At 42.1% G+C, this 20068-nt stretch carries 16 protein-coding genes; 7 read left to right on the top strand and 9 right to left on the bottom strand.

The features are described 5' to 3' along the window. Positions 1-120: 120 nt before the first annotated feature. Complete coding sequence (locus OW255_RS07690; protein ID WP_268116259.1) at positions 121-2409, top strand: helix-turn-helix domain-containing protein; 2289 nt, start codon at positions 121-123, stop codon at positions 2407-2409. Between the two features lie 70 nt (positions 2410-2479). On the opposite strand, the gene OW255_RS07685 is transcribed toward OW255_RS07690, so the two are convergent. The 3 genes from OW255_RS07685 to OW255_RS07675 form a co-directional block, all read right to left on the bottom strand. Continuing rightward, positions 2480-3460, bottom strand: a complete 981-nt coding sequence (locus tag OW255_RS07685) for an ABC transporter substrate-binding protein (RefSeq protein ID WP_268116249.1) — start codon at positions 3458-3460, stop codon at positions 2480-2482. A 77-nt stretch (positions 3461-3537) separates the two neighbouring features. Further along, positions 3538-4071 carry an AAA family ATPase gene (locus OW255_RS07680; RefSeq protein ID WP_035317636.1) on the bottom strand — a complete coding sequence of 178 codons (534 nt, stop codon included), beginning with the start codon at positions 4069-4071 and terminating at the stop codon, positions 3538-3540. A 2-nt stretch (positions 4072-4073) separates the two neighbouring features. Beyond that, complete coding sequence (locus OW255_RS07675) at positions 4074-4898, bottom strand: AraC family transcriptional regulator (RefSeq protein ID WP_024836501.1); 825 nt, start codon at positions 4896-4898, stop codon at positions 4074-4076. Between the two features lie 305 nt (positions 4899-5203). Here OW255_RS07675 and OW255_RS07670 point away from each other — a divergent pair, with 305 nt between their 5' ends. The 6 genes from OW255_RS07670 to OW255_RS07645 all read left to right on the top strand — a co-directional run bounded on the left by OW255_RS07670 (position 5204) and on the right by OW255_RS07645 (position 13112). Continuing rightward, entirely contained in the window at positions 5204-7165 is a 1962-nt protein-coding gene (locus tag OW255_RS07670) for an alpha-glucuronidase (protein ID WP_268116247.1), read from the top strand. Between the two features lie 50 nt (positions 7166-7215). Next, on the top strand, positions 7216-8571 hold the full coding sequence (locus OW255_RS07665) for an ABC transporter substrate-binding protein (protein WP_024836503.1): 1356 nt from the start codon (positions 7216-7218) through the stop codon (positions 8569-8571). A 133-nt stretch (positions 8572-8704) separates the two neighbouring features. Next, entirely contained in the window at positions 8705-9526 is an 822-nt protein-coding gene (locus OW255_RS07660) for a carbohydrate ABC transporter permease (RefSeq protein ID WP_286131059.1), read from the top strand. Position 9527: 1 nt separating this feature from the next. Next, positions 9528-10412, top strand: a complete 885-nt coding sequence (locus OW255_RS07655; RefSeq protein ID WP_024836505.1) for a carbohydrate ABC transporter permease — start codon at positions 9528-9530, stop codon at positions 10410-10412. 105 nt (positions 10413-10517) lie between these two features. After that, on the top strand, positions 10518-12065 hold the full coding sequence (locus OW255_RS07650; RefSeq protein WP_268116246.1) for a DUF5605 domain-containing protein: 1548 nt from the start codon (positions 10518-10520) through the stop codon (positions 12063-12065). Between the two features lie 126 nt (positions 12066-12191). Continuing rightward, on the top strand, positions 12192-13112 hold the full coding sequence (locus OW255_RS07645; RefSeq protein WP_268116245.1) for a hypothetical protein: 921 nt from the start codon (positions 12192-12194) through the stop codon (positions 13110-13112). 274 nt (positions 13113-13386) lie between these two features. Here the strand turns inward: OW255_RS07645 and OW255_RS07640 are convergent, their stop codons facing one another. The 6 genes from OW255_RS07640 to OW255_RS07615 all read right to left on the bottom strand — a co-directional run bounded on the left by OW255_RS07640 (position 13387) and on the right by OW255_RS07615 (position 20067). Next, positions 13387-14895: a S8 family peptidase gene (locus OW255_RS07640; RefSeq protein ID WP_268116244.1), complete on the bottom strand. Its 1509-nt coding sequence runs from the start codon at positions 14893-14895 to the stop codon at positions 13387-13389. Between the two features lie 641 nt (positions 14896-15536). Further along, the gene (locus tag OW255_RS20970) at positions 15537-15602 is read right to left on the bottom strand and encodes a hypothetical protein (RefSeq protein ID WP_268116586.1); all 66 of its coding nucleotides are present in this window, start codon (positions 15600-15602) and stop codon (positions 15537-15539) included. A 143-nt stretch (positions 15603-15745) separates the two neighbouring features. Next, positions 15746-16576: an alpha/beta hydrolase gene (locus tag OW255_RS07630; protein ID WP_268116243.1), complete on the bottom strand. Its 831-nt coding sequence runs from the start codon at positions 16574-16576 to the stop codon at positions 15746-15748. A 91-nt stretch (positions 16577-16667) separates the two neighbouring features. Then, on the bottom strand, positions 16668-18071 hold the full coding sequence (locus OW255_RS07625) for an FAD-binding oxidoreductase (protein WP_024836510.1): 1404 nt from the start codon (positions 18069-18071) through the stop codon (positions 16668-16670). Between the two features lie 2 nt (positions 18072-18073). Beyond that, positions 18074-19267 carry an electron transfer flavoprotein subunit alpha gene (locus OW255_RS07620; protein ID WP_268116241.1) on the bottom strand — a complete coding sequence of 398 codons (1194 nt, stop codon included), beginning with the start codon at positions 19265-19267 and terminating at the stop codon, positions 18074-18076. 11 nt (positions 19268-19278) lie between these two features. Next, positions 19279-20067: an electron transfer flavoprotein subunit beta/FixA family protein gene (locus tag OW255_RS07615; RefSeq protein WP_024836512.1), complete on the bottom strand. Its 789-nt coding sequence runs from the start codon at positions 20065-20067 to the stop codon at positions 19279-19281. Between the last annotated feature and the right edge of the window lies 1 nt (position 20068).

The following is a 20068-nucleotide window of genomic DNA, read 5'->3' as shown; positions in this document are numbered from 1 at the left end:
TATCATAACCATGTAGGAATCTGCTTTTTATTGAAAATTCAGGAAAACCTATGCTATAGTAAAAGATGGCTTATTTTACAATTGGCAACGATTGGACTTTTTATAACGGGGGATGCTTTTATGAAGGGATTTGGAATCTGGAATTTAAAAGGAAGAGAAAAAAGAGGCTTTCGAAGGTACTTTACAAAAATCCTGCGATCCAATATTCTTTTAATTCTTATCCCCATCAGCATCCTGGGGCTTTTTTGGTACCACATGATGATCCAGCAGGCAACTCAGAAATTCTACCAGCAAAAATCCATCGCCCTTAACGAAATTGCCTCCGGCATCGATCAGAGAATTAAAAATATAAAGCTGGAGCTTGCAACTGAAATCAGTGAAAAAAGGTATAGCACCTATACTTATTCCGGCAGCTATAATACGGACCTGACCATGATCTCAAGGCGGTTATCCGCCATGACACAAAAGTATCACCTCATTGATTCCGTATATTTCTACGACAGGACCACACGCAAAATATACAACTCAAAAACAGGACAATACTTTTTCCCGGAATTTTATGATACCGGGTGGATTCATGACATTAAGGAAAATTCCTGTACGATACAACAGCTGCCTCCCCGTCTTATCTTTGACGATGAATCGCTGTTTGATAAATACAGTTTTTTATACAACAAGCGGAACAACCTGGTCCTGTCACTGGTCTTAAAGGGAAAACCGGACTTTTATCTGGTGGCTAATATCAGCATGAAAGGATTGTATCATGACATTTTTGACTCCTATCACTTAGGAAACGGCCGGGGCGAATTTTTTCTTACTGCCCTTGATGGAACTTTGATGGAAGGAAACAGCAGCTATCTGGACTCTAAGGAGCTGGTCTTACAGCCTTATAAATCGTCTGACAATCAGGTTTCTTATGTCATAAGAAACGGCCGTATTTATTTTATAAAGCCTGTGGATTTTAATGCCTTGGCAGTTATCTCCTACCCTCTTGGTGATTCCTATATGGAAGCGGTTTATCTTGGCAAATACATTCTGCTGGTATGTGCTGGCCTTATGTTGTTTTCTCTCATAATTTCCGGCTATATGGCCAGACGACTGTACCGCCCCATACATATTTTGTATTCTGATTTTGCAAAAGGGGGAAAAAACACCAGTCAGGAAAAAGTCACCGATGAAATTGAGCTTCTGAAACAGATTTTTACTGAAATGAACACCTATAATTCTAATGTGAAGATTAAATTAAAGCGTTTTGATGAATTAAGTAAATCCTTTACATTCCGAAGCTTTTTAGAGAACCGGAAGTACAAACAGGAGTTCATAGGCGACCATCCTTATCTGTTTGATAATGACGGCTTCTGCCATTGCCAGCTTTTACTGGTTCGGTTTGACGTTTCCCACAGGAAGATGACATCTGAAGAAGAGCTGTTGTTTCGGTTGAATTTAGAGGAAGTGCTGCGAAGCTATCTTCTTTCCTCTCAAAAGGGGATTTTAACGAAGATAGAGGAAGAGACCTTCGTCCTTCTTTATCAGGGAAATGAAGGGGAGAATCTGGAGCAGACCAGAAGGGTCCTGACAGATACGGTAATCAAGCTGATCAATGGGAACGCCTATTTCGGTCTCAGCCAGACCATACATCACGCGAAGGAAATCCTGGAGGAATTTCCAAAGTGTCTGGAAGCAGTGAAGAACGCCTGTTTCTTTCACTGGAGCAATGAGCTGATCACCAGCGGTCAAACGGAAAAGGTCATGGATTCTGATGAGCTTTACGGTATGCTTTTAAACATCAACGCCTCTTTTATCCGAAGTATCGTCACTCAGAACGAACCGGGAATTGAACGGCTCTTTCTGGAATTAGAGGAGAAGCTTATGGCAATCCACAATGTTTCTCAGGTAAAGGATGTGTATAATCGGATTTTAGTAGAGCTGGATCACGAGTTTCATTTCACCAGACACATGGAGACCAGCTTACTGGATGCTCTGAATGAATACAAGACATTGGCTGATATGATCCATGACAGCAAAGCGCTCCTAAGAAACATCTCGGTTCAGTATAAAAGCAACGACGCCAAGGAAAACAACTATTGTGAAATGGCAAAACAGTATTTAAGTGAACACTATATGAAGGATATGAACATCACCGACACTGCTGATTATCTAAATATCAGCTACTCCTACTTAAGCAAGATCTTTCGTGCCAGGGCAGGAATTACTTTAACCGATTATTTAAATCAGACCCGGATTGAAAAAAGCAAGGATTACCTGACCGGCTCTTTTCTTACTCTCACAGAAATATCGGAAAAAGTGGGATACAATAACGTCCAGAGCTACCAGCGGTTCTTTAAGAAATATGTAGCCATGACCCCTGGAGAATACAGAAAATATAAGACTCCAGATCTTTCCCTGTAAAAAAACGAAAAGAAAGGACCCATGCCTGACATAAATGCCTGGCATGAGTCCTTTATAACAATGCTTTCCTTTATCGGGACTGCCCTTCCACTGTCTTCAGTAAGGAATCCATAACAAAATCCATCTGTGCATTCATGGAAGTAATATCACTGAACCAGAACATACCGCTGGAGTTTTGCACCAGTCGTCCTTCCTTGACGGCCGGAAGACTCTCCCACACTTCCACATCTTTCATCTCAGCTATCCTTTCATCAGAAAATATGTAATCTCCCACATAATCCTTAAGAGTCTCATAGGAAATATCTATGTAATTCACACCCTCTTTATCCATGACCTCTTTTTGAACTCTCTCCGGTGCTTTTAAACCTAGGTATTTATAGATGATCTCGCCGCCTCGTCCATAATCATCACCAAAAACTCTTAATACTCCCTTGGTCTGGTTTTCTAATAGAATGACATTCTTATCCGCCAGCCCCTTCTCAGAAAGCTGTTTTTTGGATTCTCCCGCCTTTTTTTCAAAGTCTGACATAATCTTTTCCGCTTTTTCCTGTACACCAAATACTTCTCCAAAAAATGCCACCCGGTCCTTTACTTCCATATCGTAGTAATTCCTGGCCAGAGTTGGTGCAATCTTTGACAGGCTCTCATAATGATCTGTATTGTTCCAGATAATAAGATCAGGATCCAACTCCATAATAGCTTCCGGATTTAATTCAAAGGCATCTACAACGGTAACATCTTTAAGCTCCTGTTCAAACACAGCGTCATCGTTAAATGTGGTGCCTATGGGGTGAATCCCAAGTGCAAGTAAATCTCCCTGGAAGAATGCAACCACCACCCGTTTTGGATTTGCCGGTATTTCCACATCTCCATATTCCATCTTTATGACTCTGGTGTCCTTGCCTTTATCTGCGGTTACCTCAGTAGTTTGTTCGGTCACCTTTGTACCAGCTTCCGGAGCTGCTCCTTTCTTTGCCGCTCCGCAGGCAGTAAGCAGTATGGCAGATAACGCTGCGGCTGCTAATATACCTTTTCTCTTGTATTTACTCATGATATGAGTACCTCCCGCTTTAAGTAAGTCTCAACTAACAGGAGTTAGTATATCACAAACATCTGCCTTTGTACAGATTAGAAAAAGATAGCTTTCAAGATCTCATCCACCGGTTTTCCACCATTCACTGAAATTCGTTTGCATGTTAACTGCCTCTCCCAATGATCATGCATGGCCTTACTGCGCATGGTTGCATCACCAGTATCGTACTGGGATGCCCAATCCAAAAATACCCTGTGCTGGTCAAACATATCGCCCCCAGCTTCTATTTTTGAACCAAATCGTTCCTTTTCCCTCTTTTTAATCCGCTCCAGCCGAACACTCTGATCTGTCACCACACGGATTGCCAAATCAAAATACGGAATAAGCTCATCTCCCCAATCAACCAATGAGCCTGTTATAACCACTCCTTCATGATCCTTTATATCACGCTTCATCAGGAATAATCGCTCCTCAATATCACGCTTTGTGGTGAAACTGGGATTCGTTGGCAGCCAGTAATAATCATCTGTATCCATATGAAAATAATGGTATCTTCTGGATATCGCCTCCCCCAGAGTAGATGTTCCAGACCCGGAAGCCCCATAAATATGAATGACCTGATACTTCATCTTCACTCTTCCCCCTGTTCTACTTGTAATCCTTTCCCCTTCTCCGGAAACAGCTCGGAAGGAGATATGCCCTTATTACGTTTAAATAACCGACTGAAATAAAAAATATCAGAAAACCCACACTGAATTGCCACCTCACTGACTCCGTACTCCCCGCTTTTTAACATGCTTTCCGCATAATTAAGACGAAGGGAGGTCAAATACTGTTTAAAGGTCATGCCAGTAGACTGTTGAAACAGACTTCCAAAATAAACGGGATGGAGGTCAAACTGCTTTGCCAGCTTATCAATGGTCAGTGAAGGCTCTGAATAATGGCTGCTCATAAACCGGATGCTGTTTTTGATTCTGGGGTCTTCCTGACTGATGCGCTTCTCATTCAACAAAAGATTGGATACCTGATAAAGGATGAGGCACATGTTGGATCTCACCTTCAGCATATAGCCAAATTCACGCTGCATCCACTCTCCATGAATCTCATGAAAGAGGGTAATCAGCCGGGGGTGAATTCCAATATGGCTGATGACTGGAAAGGGCAGGGACACATCCTGACCGTTTAAATCCCGTAAAAAGAAGTTGACCACGTAACATTCCATCAAGTCCTCCGGAATATTGGTCGCCGCACGGTAGGTTTTCTTTGGGATGCAAAGTAAGTCTCCCTTCTTGACAATATACTCCTGGTTGCCTATGGTATACTTTGCCTTTCCTTTGATCACATAGGTAATATCAATAAATGGGGTGATTCCCGCTTCTATTTTCCAGTTGACCGTGCATTTTCTATGAATGTAGTAATGAAGCTCTGGAACCATATTATTAAAATCCAAATCCATAACAAGCGCTCCTTATCGACAAAAATCGCGGTTTTTCCCATGTTTCTGTTATAAGAATATTATAAAATAAGACATGAATTTTAGCAACTCTATGATATCAATCAAAAACAATCTTTAAAAAGTACAAATCACCTTTGATAAATTCATTCATTTGTTTTGTGCAAATTGCTATAATGGAGCTAGTTTTAAACTTCATTTGTTAACCATTTAATCAAATTATATCGAAGAAGAAAAACTAGAAGGCATTTCCGGGATGCCGACGGCTTTATGAGAAAAGTACCAATCAATTAGGAGGATTTTACAACATGTTTGAGACGAGAGATTTGTGCTGGCTGACTAAGAAAGTGCAAAACCCCGGGATTTCCACCTGGTATATGACTGAGGAAAGCGAATCGCCTATATTAAAGACCATAGTACGTGAGATGCCACTTCTGTTTGAAGGCATATCACAGTCCCAGGAACCAGATGCTTCCATTACTTTTTCCCTTTCCAATAAAGCGGAAACCAACGGAAGCTATCTTATTGAAAAGACTATGCATGGCTACCGGGTCACAAGTGGTTCCTATGAAGGTCTCCTTTACGGAATGTATGGTCTCCACCGGTTGCTGCTGGCTGGAGATACGACTTTATTTCCTTATGAATCCAGGCCGGATCAAAATATCCGCATGGTCGATCATTGGGATAATTATGACGGCTCCATTGAACGGGGATATGCTGGAAACTCCATTTTTTACCACAACAACTCCTTCCGGGGTGATATGGAACTGGTCATGCAGTACTCAAGACTTCTGGCCTCAGTGGGAATCAATGCAGTATCCATTAATAATGTAAATGTTCACAAGCTGGAAAGCTTCTTTATTAAAGAAGAAGCAATAACAGAAATCAAGAAAATAGCGGAGATTTTTTCTTCCTATGGAATAAAGACCTTCCTTTCCATTAATTTTGCCGCCCCTATCACGGTTGGGGGGCTGGCCACTGCGGATCCCCTTTCTATGGAAGTAGGGAACTGGTGGAAGGAAGTCATAAGCAATCTATACCGCATCATTCCTGACTTTGGCGGACTATTAGTAAAGGCTGATTCCGAAGGGGAACCTGGACCATTTACATATGGAAGGAATCATGACGAAGGAGCCAATATGCTGGCAAGAGCCATAAAGCCATTTGGCGGACTTATTATCTGGCGCTGCTTTGTCTATGACTGTACCCAGGACTGGCGAGACCGTAGCCTTGACAGAGCAAGGGCTGCTTATGACATATTTAAGGACTTAGATGGGTGTTTTGAAGAGAATGCAATTTTGCAGATTAAAAATGGGCCCATTGATTTTCAGATTCGGGAACCCATCTCACCTTTATTTGGGGCATTGAAAAAGACAAACCAGATTCTGGAATTCCAGATCACCCAGGAATATACGGGCCATCAAAAGGATATCTGCTATCTCGTTCCCATGTGGAAGGAGGTACTGGACTTTGATACCAGACACAGGGATAACGACCTGGTGAAACACATCATCAAGGAAAATTCTCCTAATAAGAGCTGCTCTGGCATCGCAGCCGTGGTCAATGTAGGTATGGATTACAACTGGACAGGCAACAAGCTGGCTCAGGCCAATCTTTACGGCTATGGCAGACTCATCTGGAACAACGAATTATCCTCTCAGGAAATTTCAGAAGAATGGACTCGTTTAAGCTTTGACTTAAATGACGGGGATTTACGGAAAGTATCTTCCATTCTTACTACTTCCAGAGACACGTATGAAGATTACACCTGCCCTCTTTCTGTTGGATTTATGTGCAAGCCTTCCCTTCATTATGGACCTGATGTGGATGGCTATGAATATGACAAATGGGGAACGTATCATTACGCCGACAGAGACGGCGTAGGAAGAGACCGGACCATGGCCACTGGAACTGGTTTTACCAGACAGTATTCCGAGGAACGCTGCAAGGAATATGAAAGCCTTGAGACATGTCCGGATGAGCTTTTGCTCTTCTTTCACCATGTTCCATATACCCATGTTCTGCATTCTGGAAAGACGGTGATTCAGCACATCTACGACACTCATTTTAAAGGAGTGGAAAAGGTAAAGGAATACCAGGCCATCTGGGACAGCTTAAAGGAAGTACTTGATGAAAAAGCTTATGAGAATGTAAAGACCCGCTTAATCCAGCAGGAAAAAAATGCAACCGACTGGCGGGACCAGGTGAACACCTATTTTTATCGGAAATCCGGAATTGAGGATGAACGAGGCAGAAGGATATTTGATTAACTTAGTTAATTGGATATATGAATGAAAGTATAGGGAAGAGAGGTATCAACATGAGGAAGTGGAAAAAAACAAGTATTATGTGTGCGGCAGCATTGGCTGCAAGTCTTACGCTGGGAGGCTGCGGGGGTAGCTCTAGCAATACATCAGCCAGCGGTGATACAAAGGCTAAGGGCAGCGACGAGCCGGTAGCTTTAAGCTTTTCCTGGTGGGGCAATGACGACCGCCATCAGGCAACCCAAAAAGCAATTGATGCATTCAATGCAGCTCATGAAGGCAAAATCGTTGTAACAGGCGAGCCTTCCGGATTCGGTAACTTAGAAGAAACGTTTGCAACCCGTTATGCAGGCGGAACTGCATCTGATATCATGACAGTAAACTATCCCTGGATTTTACAGTACAGCCCAAAGGGAGACGGATTCTATGATCTGGATCAGGTAAAGGATGTATTTGATTTCACTCAGTATGAGCCTGGATTTTTGGAATTTGGTAAGAGCAACGGAAAGATGCAGGCCATTCCATACGGACAAAACACTCTGGGCGTATATTTAAATAAGTCTGCCTTTGACCGTGCAGGAATCAAGGAAATTCCAAAGACCTTCGAAGAATATAAGGAAGCTGCCAAGATCTTTACCAAGAATGATCCTAATTCGTATCTCATCGTCAGCCCAACCTTCCGCTTTGCTGCTACTTATTACTTACAGCAGAAAACCGGAAAAGGCGAATTTGCAGACGATCTGACCATGAATTACACCTTAGAGGATTACAAGGAAGCTCTGGCATGGTACAAAGACCTCGCCGATGCTCACGTATTCTGTTCCAGAAAAGATTACATTGAAAATGTAGGCAATGATCCTGTTTCCATCGCTCAGAACTCCAAGTTCATTAATGGCGGCTACGTTGGTGTACTGGAATGGACCGGCGGAATTGCTTCCAATGCAAAGACTCTTGCCGATAAAGGGGACGAGCTGATCGTTGCTCCTCTTCCAGTCATTGAAGGAGCTAAATTTGAAGGCACAATGGCTAAACCATCCTTAACAATGGCAATCTCAAAGGATACCAAGCATCCAAAGGAAGCAGCTGAATTCTTACAGTACATCCTAAATGATCCGGAAGGCACCAAGCTCATGGGTTCTACCCGTGGTATGGTTGCCTCCAAGGCTGCAAAAGCTTCTTTAGAGGCAGACGGACAGATTACAGGTGCCGTAAAGCAGGCTTATGACTTTACAAAAGATGCTAAGGTAATCAACAACTCTCCTATTTTTGAAAGCGCTGTCTTCACCAATGCATACGACAGCAATTATGAAAAATTTGAGTTTGGTCAGAGCACGGTAGACGAAGCAGCCAAAGCAATCTTTGATGCAACAAGCGAACAGGTTACAAAATTAAAACAGCAGTACGGAAAATAATCCATTATTAAAATCCGTTAGATGGCATTGCAGGCGAAGCTTCGTCTTCTCCTGCAATCCATTGGTAAAAGGAGGAAGCTTCTTGAGACACAGTAAAATAGGACTTGTATATATTCTTCCATGGCTGATAGGAATGGTATTTCTTACCCTGTATCCGTTTATTAACGCACTTATCATCAGTTTTTCGGATTACAATCTGGTAAGAGAGCCTAACTTCATTGGTTTGACTAACTATACGAATCTTTTCAAGGATAAAGACTTTTTAAGCACGCTGCTTGCTACCTTAAAGTACACAGTGATTACGGTACCGTTGCAGCTTACCTTTGCGTTATTTATTGCCTACATATTAAACTTTAAATTGAAATTCATTAATTTTTACCGGACTGCCTATTACGTTCCATCTCTTTTGGGAGGAAACGTGGCGGTTGCTGTTTTATGGCGTTTTTTATTCCAGCAGGATGGCTTTGTAAACCGTTTTATCGGCTTATTTGGCGGTGAACCAGTTCCGTGGCTCTCCTCTCCCTCTGGTGCCATGAGCATTATTGTTTTACTTAAGGTATGGCAGTTTGGTTCTGCCATGCTTATATTCCTGGCCGCCTTAAAGGATGTACCCCAGGATCTCTATGAAGCCGCCAGTGTGGATGGCGCGACAAAATTCCACTCATTTTTTCACATTACAATTCCACTTATAACACCAACTATTTTTTTCAATCTGGTCATGCAGCTTGTCAATGCATTCCAGGAATTTAACGGTCCGTATCTGGTAACAGGCAAAGGCCCCTTAAACTCAACTTACCTTACCTCCATGTTTATTTATGACAACGCCTTTAAATATTTTAATATGGGCTATGCCAGTGCGGCAAGCTGGGTACTGTTTGTCATAATCGTGTCTGTAACACTGATTCTTTTCGCCACACAGAATAAGTGGGTATTTTATTCTGACGGAGGTAACTAACATGGAAAAAACATACAAATTCAGTGAAATAGAGCGGCGCAGACGTCAGCAGCAGGCAATCAGCGCAATCTTCCGCTATGCCATTTTAACCATCGTAGCCATTGTTATGATCTATCCCATTCTCTGGCTGGTGGGCGCTACGTTTAAGACCAACAACGAGATTTTTACCTCTGTAAACTTCATTCCCAAGCGGATTGATTTTACACCGTATATCGAAGGCTGGAAAACAAGAACCAAGTATACCTTTACCACGTTTTTCATTAACACCTTTTTATTTGTAATACCGAAGATTATCTTCTGTCTCGTATCCAGCACCCTAGTCGCCTATGGCTTTGCAAGATTCCAGTTTCCACTTAAGAAGATTTTCTTCTCTATCTTAATGGCAACCATGTTCCTTCCTGCTGTGGTAACGAGAATCCCTCTTTACCTTTTGTGGAAGCAGTTTGGACTTTTGGATACTTATGTACCTTTGGTTGCACCCACTATTTTTGCCAATGAACCCTTCTTTGTGTTCATGCTGATTCAGTTTTTACGCTCAATTCCAACGTATCTTGATGAGGCGGCAACCATCGACGGCTGTAACTCCTTCCAGGTTTTAATCCGAATCCTGCTGCCAGCCTTAAAGCCGGCATTAATCAGCTGTATGATCTTCCAGTTCGTCTGGAGCTTCAATGATTTCTTAGGACCACTTATTTATGTGACCAGTCTGGCAAAGTATCCCGTTGCCCTGGCCTTAAAGATGTCCATCGATCAAAGCAGCGGTATCGTGGAATGGAATCAGATTCTTGCCATGTCCTTCTTAGCTCTTGTACCTGCGCTGATTCTATTCTTCTCTGCACAGAAATACTTTGTAGAGGGCGTAACTTCATCAGGAGTAAAAGGGTAATATCATAACTAACATCTTGGCTCTCGCGCACGTACTGCGCAGAGCCTTTTTCAGCTTTGAGTCTCTGTCAGACCAATGATTTAAAGGAAAGGTTAAGGAGGTATTATGGACGTGATATTTAAACCACAGGTTGCTAAATGGGATGTCTTTGAAGTGGAGCTTAAGGGGAAAACAGAAGGAAACCCATTTACGGATTACAGGATTCAAGGATATTTTAAGGGAGAACAAGAACAGGTTACAGCTGATGGCTTCTATAACGGAGATGGAAGCTATAAGGTACGATTTATGCCTTCTTATGAAGGCGAGTATACGTTTGTCATCACAGGTGATTTTTCAGAGGGAGAGGCAGAAGGGAAATTCCTGGTATCAGCCGCCAGAAAGGAGAATCACGGTCCGGTGCGGGTGGTAAATAAATTCCACTTTTCCTATGAGGATGGCACGAAGTATTATTCCATTGGTACCACATGCTATGTATGGGAGCTGCAATCAGATGAACTGATCGCAGAGACCCTGAAGAGCCTTTTTGCAACAGGATTTAATAAAATTCGATTCTGCATCTTTCCGAAACACTATGATTATAATCTGGGGGAACCAAGGTCTTACCCTTATGAGGGGACGCCCATTGACAGCAGTATCTTGACCAGTGATAATTTCAATGATTATACTGCTTCCCTGGGAAATCTTAAAAAGGGAAATGATTGGGACTTTACAAGATTTAATCCGGAACATTTTACCCATATAGAAAACTGTATTTATGAATTGGGCAAACGAGGAATAGAGGCCGATCTTATTGTCATGCACCCTTACGACAGATGGGGGTTTTCCCAGATGACAAAGGAACAGGATGATCTTTACTTTAACTATGTAATTGCACGCTTTGCCGCCTTTCATAACGTATGGTGGTCCTTAGCAAACGAATATGATTTACTTCCTGAAAAGTCTATGGAAGACTGGGAGCGTTACGCATCCATTATTTGCGAGAAGGATCCCTATCATCATTTACGTTCCATTCACAATTGCTTTGGCTTTTACGACCATACCCGCCCCTGGATCACCCACTGCAGCATCCAAAGACAAGAGCTTTACCGATCATCGGAACTGGTCAATGAGTGGCGGACACAGTTTGGAAAACCAGTGGTTTTAGATGAAATTGCTTATGAAGGAAATATTCAGCATGGCTGGGGAAATATAAGCGGAGAAGAAATGTTGAGGCGATTCTGGGAAGCAGCCCTACGAGGTGGGTATCCTGGACATAGTGAATGCTTTATGAGCCATGATAATATTTTGTGGTGGTCCCACGGCGGAAAGCTGAAAGGGGAAAGCTGGAAACGGTTTCAATTTCTTCATGATATCATGCTGGATACACCAGGTTATGGTTTAATGCCTTATGAAAAATGCGGCTGGGATGAGATATGCGGAGTGCCAGAGAAAGAAAAAGAGGAACCAATTAAGGATTATTACTTATTTTATTACAGCTTTATGCGTCCTTCCTTCCGGACTTTTTATTTTGATGATAAGAACGAATATGATGTGGAGGTCATTGATTCCTGGAATATGACCATAGAATCCAGAGGGCGTTATAAAGGAAAATTTCATATCGCACTCCCAGGAAGAGCTTTTATGGCAATTAGAGTTAAGAAGTCTCTTTCGTAAAAAAGCTATAATCCTTCATTTGGAGATAACAGGCTTATGATGTCTTGTTATTTTCTGGATATTATGATAACTTATTATGATAAAAAGGTTCCCATAATACCCTTAAATGAAAGTGAGGATATAAACTTGAAACCAATCACAAAAATAATATTAGTGCTTCATATCGTTATTTTATGTCTATTTTTATTACATAATTTTTCTGGCAAAAGGTATAATACGCCAAATGATATGATCACACCGGTAACTTATGAATCCAATACGGCTCCCAATATAAATAGTGAGACTGATTCTCTCGCCCAGTCCGATCCACTTACCAGCACTCCATCTCCTGTGGAAACAGTGACGGTACCTCCAGAGGATATAGAAAGTATTAATCAGATTATCAGTGACCAGAATACCAGCGTATTGAAAGGAAATATAAAAATATTTGAAGAAATATATATGGCCATATTCAGAAATGGAAATGAATTGACCGCCTCCTACATAACTTCTGATGACGACACCGAAACAAATTTAACAGGATCCATTGATATTCAAACTGCTTCGTTTATATTATCAAATGAAGACGAGAGTATCTCATTTCAAGGCGTAATAGAGCCAGGGACGCAAAAAGGAGATATTCTGACAGGAATTTTTATCAATAAAAAGGATAAAGCTGAAGTGAATCTTTACCTGGTACTCTCCCATTCCTTTGGAAGCACACTTGACAAAAGATATCCTCTCATAGAGGGAACCACAGAAGATGTTGAAAACTTTGCAAAAGAAATAAAATCATATATAAAGAGTGACGAGAAAGAAAAATTAGCGGAACTGATTCAGTATCCCATCAGTGTCAAAATACACAATGCCAATAAAACCATTAACAATCCTCAGGAATTTATACAATCCTATGAAGATATCATAACAGACCATTTTAAATACAGGATAGATGTTAGTTATACCAGATATTTATTCAGCAACGATATGGGGGTTATGATGGGAAATGGGGACGTATGGTTTCATTCCCTGGAAGACAAAGGATTAAAAATCATAGCAATTAATAATTAAAATAAAATAGAGTATAATCTTTTCCTTAAATATAGGATAATCGCCTATCCCACTGTAATCAGGAGATAGACGATTATCCAGACCTTCCGGTATATTGGTCATGACTGAGGGAATGACAGCAGATAAAAAATGCAATTCGATGGACAACTCAGATTGTCCATATCTTACAAAAAGCTGTTGATTAGAAAATCCTAATTTCTATAGAATCTATTCCCAGTGTGACGACCTCATTTCGTATTTAGGCAAACTTTAGGCTCTGATGTAGAATATAAAACTATTTTTTTGCATTAACAATTTCAAGTGCCTTTGAAACAGCTTTAAATGCATTTACTCTTCCATAACCGGTATAATTATCAAAACCTTTAGGAGTAATGTCATCTGCAGAATTTTTAATTATTTCTTCCACTTCACTCGCTTTTAGTTCTGGAGCAACGGAAAGTACAAGCGCAGCAACTGCTGCAACATGTGGGGTCGCAGCAGACGTACCGTTAAATCCATCTACATAATTGCCAGTGCTGTACCCTGCCTTATTCATAATATCAGTTGTGTAAATGTGAACACCTGGGGCAGCCACATCAACCTGAGGACCATAGTTACTGCCCCACCAATATTCCCCGTCTTTACTTGTCTTACTTTTTCTTTCACCATACTCGTTACATGCTGCAACTGTGATAACATTATCCAGATTACCAGGGAAAGAAACTTTACCATTATCATTACCAGCGGCAAAGCAAACAACGCAGCCTTTTCCATTTCGGCCTTTCTGTTTCGCATAATTGATTGCATTTATAATTGTCTGGCTTTTACTTCCGCCTCCCCAGCTGTTACTAAGGACATCGGCTCCCCGGTCCACAGCTGTTACAATTCCATCTGCAATTTTTGCATCATCAGTAACCCATGCCGTACCAGCTCCATAGGCTATTCTGATTCCCATCAGTTTACAATCCGGAGCCACACCAGCGATTCCTTTGTTGTTATTGCTTTTTGCTGCCGCTATCCCTGCACAAGCGGTTCCATGGGCATCGGCAGTCAATGGATTGGGATCATCACGCTTGTAACAGGCATCATACCCGGTTACCAGTTTATCTGCTACATTTAAGTCTTCATGGGTGTAATCAACCCCTTCGTCTACGATAGCAATGATAATATCTTTACTTCCTGTTGTTATATCCCATGCCTCTAAAACCTTGATATCTTCCCCTGCAATTCCTCCGGTTTGTCCGGTATTTTTAATAGCCCACTGCTTCTTTACATCCGGATCGTTACTTAATGATGCCATAGGTTTCATCAACCGGACAAAATTTGGTTGTGCAAATATTACCTTATCATCGTTATGATAGGTATTTGCCAGATCCAGTGCATTTTCTGCGTTGCCTTCTGCGGTTTCCACCAGGAAGGTATTATCTTCCCCCTTAATACTTTCAATAACGCTGACATTATTAAGGCTATTAATCGTATCAATTTCTTCTCTTGTTACATCGGGTTTGAACTGGATAATAAACTGATTTGTTAGAATCATTGGTGTTTTATCTTCTGATTCCACTACCAGAAGATCATCATTTTCACTTTGATTTTTGCTTTTAAATGAATTCGTTTCATTCCCATTACTGCCACTTATCGTTTCTAAAATGATACCATTTTTTAAATCAGTGAAATTTGAATTTAGGTTAGAAGAAAAAGATTTGTTTTTACTTTCCACATTACCATTGTCTTTAAATGCTCTATATAAATCGGATTTTTTTAAGGGTATTTTCTTTTCATTGCTCCAATAAAATAATTCCATAATAATTCTCCTTTTATTTTTTAATATTAATATATTTAAGATAGGCCAAGTTGGTGCATGCTCTCTTCCGCGTCAAATTTCAGGCTGCCAAAGCAGCAGCTTGGGGTCTATCTTATCTCTAATTCCTCCTTCTAATGGACATAATATGTTATTTAAAAAGCGGATGTGCTGGCTGAGTTTGATGATCTACCTAAGTACCCTGGTGCCTCTGTATTGTTTGATTCATTGGTTCATCTCAGCTTTATAGCTTGAACCTGTTGATATCGGTTCCAAATCAGATAACCAATGAGCTCCCTGTTTAAAAAATTCACGGACTCTTATATCTTCCTGCTGTGAAGATTTATCTCCCTTTCTTTTTTTTAATTTGGGCAAAGAAAAAGCCACCACATTGCGTGATGGCTAAGGTTAAATTGCTTCATTTTGATGAAAAATAAAATTTTTAAAACTGATTCTTTACGATTAATAAAAGCAGACCGCTATATTAGCCAGCCTGCTTTTATCACATCATACTTTTATTTCATATATGAATCATTAATAAATGTTGAAATCATCTGACACATTGATCAATTACACAAGACAGTTGCATATGATCCAACCTAAAAGTTGGTTCTTTCACCCGTGGAATAATAACGTACCCCAAATTACTTAAACCAAAGGCGGATGATAAGAGCGTCTGATTCTAGTTCTTTTAACTGATTACTTAGCATTTTGTGAGTAATTCTGGGAAGGGCTATTTTTAAGGATTCCAAGTGGGCAGAAAAAGCAATGAATAAATAATGAAATTTTCAAAAAGACCGGACTGCGTGTAATGGCTCAGTCCGGTCTTTCTTATATAGTGGGATTCTTTATCTTATCCCCTATGTTTCCCTAACCACAAAAGAATATCAGCAATAATTTCGTTCCTGCTTGGTTCGTTTAAAATCTCGTGGTAAAGATTTGCATATATCTTCAGACTCTTATCCTTAGAACTGATCTCCTCAAAAAACTCCAGGGAATCCTTGGCTGAGACAAGTCCGTCATCCGCTCCATGAAGTATGAGCACTGGGTCTGAGAAGTTTCCAATTTGTTCTTTTAACCATAACACACCTGCATAAATCTGGTTAATAAGACCGATACTGATTTGCTTTTCCACCAGCGGGTCATTGGCATAGGCTTCTATGACTTTAGAATCGCTGCAAACACCGTCCCCTAGTTCGTTTGACAGATATGTATCCTCTGGAGCCGCAATTGGAAAAGAATCACCCATAATAGGATTGTTATAATGAGTCAGGGCACCAGAGGTAATGATTCCGTCCACGGTCCCTGGGTGTTTGGTGCCATAGAGGGTTACCGTCTCTCCTCCCATGCTGTGACCAAATAAAAATACCTTTTTTCCCCCACTCTCTCTTTTGGCAATCGCAATGATTGTGGACAAATCATCTGGCATCTCGTTAAAATCGCTGAAGTAAACCCTCTTGCCTTCGGACTTCCCATGTCCTCTTTGGTCATACCGGTAAACGCTGTATCCATTTTCATTGAGCTTTTCTGTAAAATAATCATAACGGTTTAAATGCTCACACAATCCATGGGCAATAACAATCAAGGCCCTCGGATCTTCCACTACATCTTTCCTGAATCTCAGCTTTGTCCCGTCCCCAGAGACAACCATCATTTCCTCTTTTATGATCCCTTCTCTTTTCATAGCAATTCCCCTTCCATGTAAGTATGAATTTTGATACAGACACAGCGATCTGTTATCCTCATCATACTACAGGAAGGGGAACGTGACAAGATTACATCTGGGCAACCTTATGTGGATTTAAAATGTTATTGGGGTCAAATACTTTTTTAATGCCATTCATGAGAATTAAATTAACCTCAGGCAGTGATTCTTTCAAATATGGTTTCTTTGCAAATCCAATTCCGTGTTCTCCGGATACCTGGCCTCCCAGGCTTCTGGCTTTTTCATACACCTTTTCCATTGCCCCGCTCATCCGTTTCTCCCATTCCTCATCGCTTAAATCGTCCTTAAGCAAATAGGCATGAAGATTTCCGTCTCCCGCATGGCCGAAGCTCTTGATTCTTAGATCAAATTCTTCCTGAAGGCTGTGTAGGTAAGTGACCATTTCATTGACCAGGCTTCTTGGAACTACCATATCCACCTCATCCATGTAGGTGGTTGAGCCTTTGATAGCCTCTAAGAAGGCACCTCTGGCCTTCCAGATGGATTCCTCCCTTTCCTCCGTATCGGAGATGAGGACATCAAGAGCACCCTGCTCCAGACAGAGCTTTGCAACGCTGTCATAGGCCTTTTCAATTTCTTCCTGAGTGTTGCCGTCAAACTTAAGGAGGAGATAGGCGTCAGACTGCTTATCCGGAAATGCCTTTCCAAGGTACTCCTCTGCATCAATGATAACTTCTCTCTGCATAAATTCTATGGCGGTTGGAATGGTCTTTGCCTTGACAATTAAGGGAACTGTATTAATTGCCTGTTCCAGGGTCGGGAAGGGAATTAAAAGACTGATGACCATCTTGGGACGGGGAATCAGCTTTAAGGTGGCTTTTGTAATAAAGCCAAGGGTTCCCTCTGAGCCTACCATCAGATCCTTAAGGGCATATCCGGAGCTGTTTTTGACCACCTTGCCTCCAAACTCCGTAATCTCTCCATTGGGGAGCACCACTTCCAGTCCTCTTACATAATCACGGGTCACTCCGTATTTTACGGCCCTCATGCCTCCTGCATTGGTGCTGATATTGCCTCCGATGGTGGCTGATTTTTCCCCTGGGTCCGGCGGATAAAACAAATCATGGTCTTCCACGTAAGCGGAAAGCTCCATAAGAAGGACGCCCGGTTCCACGGTTATGGTTAGATTGCCCTCATCAAGCTCCAGCACCTGATTCATCAAGGTGGTATCAATCATAATACCGTGTTCTATTGCCACGGAAGAGCCAACAAGCCCGGTACCGGCACCTCTTGGGGTAACTGGTATGACGTTTTCATAGGCATATTTCATGACAGCAGATATTTCTTCGGCTGATTTCGCCTTCACCACAATATCCGGGTAGCTGCTGGTGCCGCTTAATTCATCATGGCTGTATTCTTCATTGATAAAATCCCCAATTAAGATACGTTCTTCATCGGAAATGATACCTTTGATGTACGCAATATCTTCCTGATCTATTTTCTTATATCCCATGATTACATTCCCTCCTTCTCTTTTACCCTTGCGATTAGCTTAGGAAGAATTTCGTAAAGGTCGCCTACCAGACAGTAATGAGCCGCTTTAAAGATAGGCGCTTTGGGATCATTGTTAATGGCAAAGATGGTATCCGAATGATTCATGCCTGCCACGAACTGAATGGCTCCGGAGACTCCACAGGTGATGATAAGCTTTGGTCTCACCGTACGTCCGCTCAATCCAATCTGATACTTTGCATCCAGCCAGCCGGATTCTGCCATGGGTCTGGTGCATGCCACCTGTCCGCCAAGAAGGTCTGCCAGTTCGTTCAGCATATATAAATCCTCTTCTTTTTTTACTCCTCGTCCGGCAACGATGAGAACATCGGAATTTTCTATGAAGGACTCCTTCTCCTTTGGCAGAATATCAAGGACTTCTACATGGCTTGTCAGGGCACCGTTTGAAATGTCACAGGTTACGATTTCTCCTGATACGGAATCGGAACGAGCCGGGGCATTCATGATTTTATACCGCACTGTAGCAATCTGGGGACGATGGTTGGGAGTTTTAATATGAGCCATGATATTTCCCCCAAAGGCTGGCCGGATCTGGGACAAATCCGAGTTTTCATTCATTTCCAAAATAGTACAGTCTGCCGTAAGTCCTGTTTTCATTCTGGCTGCCACCCTTGGTGCCAGCTGGCGTCCTACGGTGGTGGCCCCTACAAGAATAGAAGAGGGCTTATTCCTCCTTATAAAGTCTTCAAAGACGGCTGTATACGGCTCAATTTTGAAACGCTCCAGCTCATCCTTATCGTATACAAAGACCTTATCAGCGCCGTAATGAAGGATTTCTTCACTCTTCTCCCGGATATCCTTTCCCATAAACAGGACCGATACTTCCTGTCCGGTAACAGCAGCCATTTCCTTCGCCTTACCAATGAGCTCAAAGGTAACGGGGTGAATCACTCCATCCACATGGTCTGCGTAAACGGCAATTCCCTTCCATTCCCCTTTGTTAATCTCCGGCTTCTTTCCGTCTTCCACGTACTCAACGGCACCTGCAGGTCCCTTTTTCACGCAGAGACGGCACATCTTGCAGGCGGCATTGACCACTACGCTTCCGTCCTGCTCTTCCAATGCCCCAAAGGGACAAATCTTTATCAGTTCCTGATTGTCAGGAATTCTTTCCTGATGTACGACTAATCTTGCCATGATATTCCCTCCTAAACGAACTTCAGTTCCACAATTTTGTCAAACAGTTTCCTGGCAAGCACGTCTCCTGATTCTTCCCAGACTTCCTTTTTGTCATTGGTTTCCGGAGGAAATATCTTCTGTACCTGTGTTGGAGAGCCGTTAAGGCCGTAATTCATTTCATCCTGATCCGTCATATCATCCAGGGAAAGGACCCGGATCTCCCGGTCCTTTGTCTCTGACTTTTTTACATAGGAGGGAAGTCTTGGCTGAAAGATATCCTTATCCAGGGCTAACAGACAGGGGAATTTTACCTTTGCTACCTCTACTTCACCTGGAAGGTCCATATCCACCGTGATTCCATCCTCTTCCAGAGATCTGATGCTTACCACATTGGATACACTTGGTATATTCAGCCATTCAGATATCTCCGGCCCTACCTGTGCGGTGTCTCCGTCTGTGGTCTGCTTGCCGCAGAGGATTAAATCATACTCTCCCATGGCCTTTATGCCCTGAGACAGGGTATAGCTGGTGGCAAGAACATCGGCTCCGCCAAATCTCCGGTCCGATAAAAGGGTCCCATGGTCTGCTCCCATGGAAAATGCCTCCCGGATTACCTGCTTGGCCTGAGGCGGCCCCATGGAGATGACGTCGACCTCTCCTCCTGTTTTCTCTTTGATCCGAAGCGCTGTTTCAATGGCATAGAGATCATAAGGATTCATCTTAGAGGCTGCTCCGTCCCTTTTTAATACTCCGGTAACAGGGTCCACCTCTACCTTATTGCTGTCAGGTACCTGTTTGATACAAACTAGAATCTTCATG

The sequence above is a fragment of the Lacrimispora xylanolytica genome (assembly GCF_026723765.1).
Taxonomy (GTDB): Bacteria; Bacillota; Clostridia; order Lachnospirales; family Lachnospiraceae; genus Lacrimispora; species Lacrimispora xylanolytica.
The sequence above is the reverse complement of the archived record's forward strand: the minus strand, read 5'-3'. Positions and strand labels throughout refer to the sequence as shown.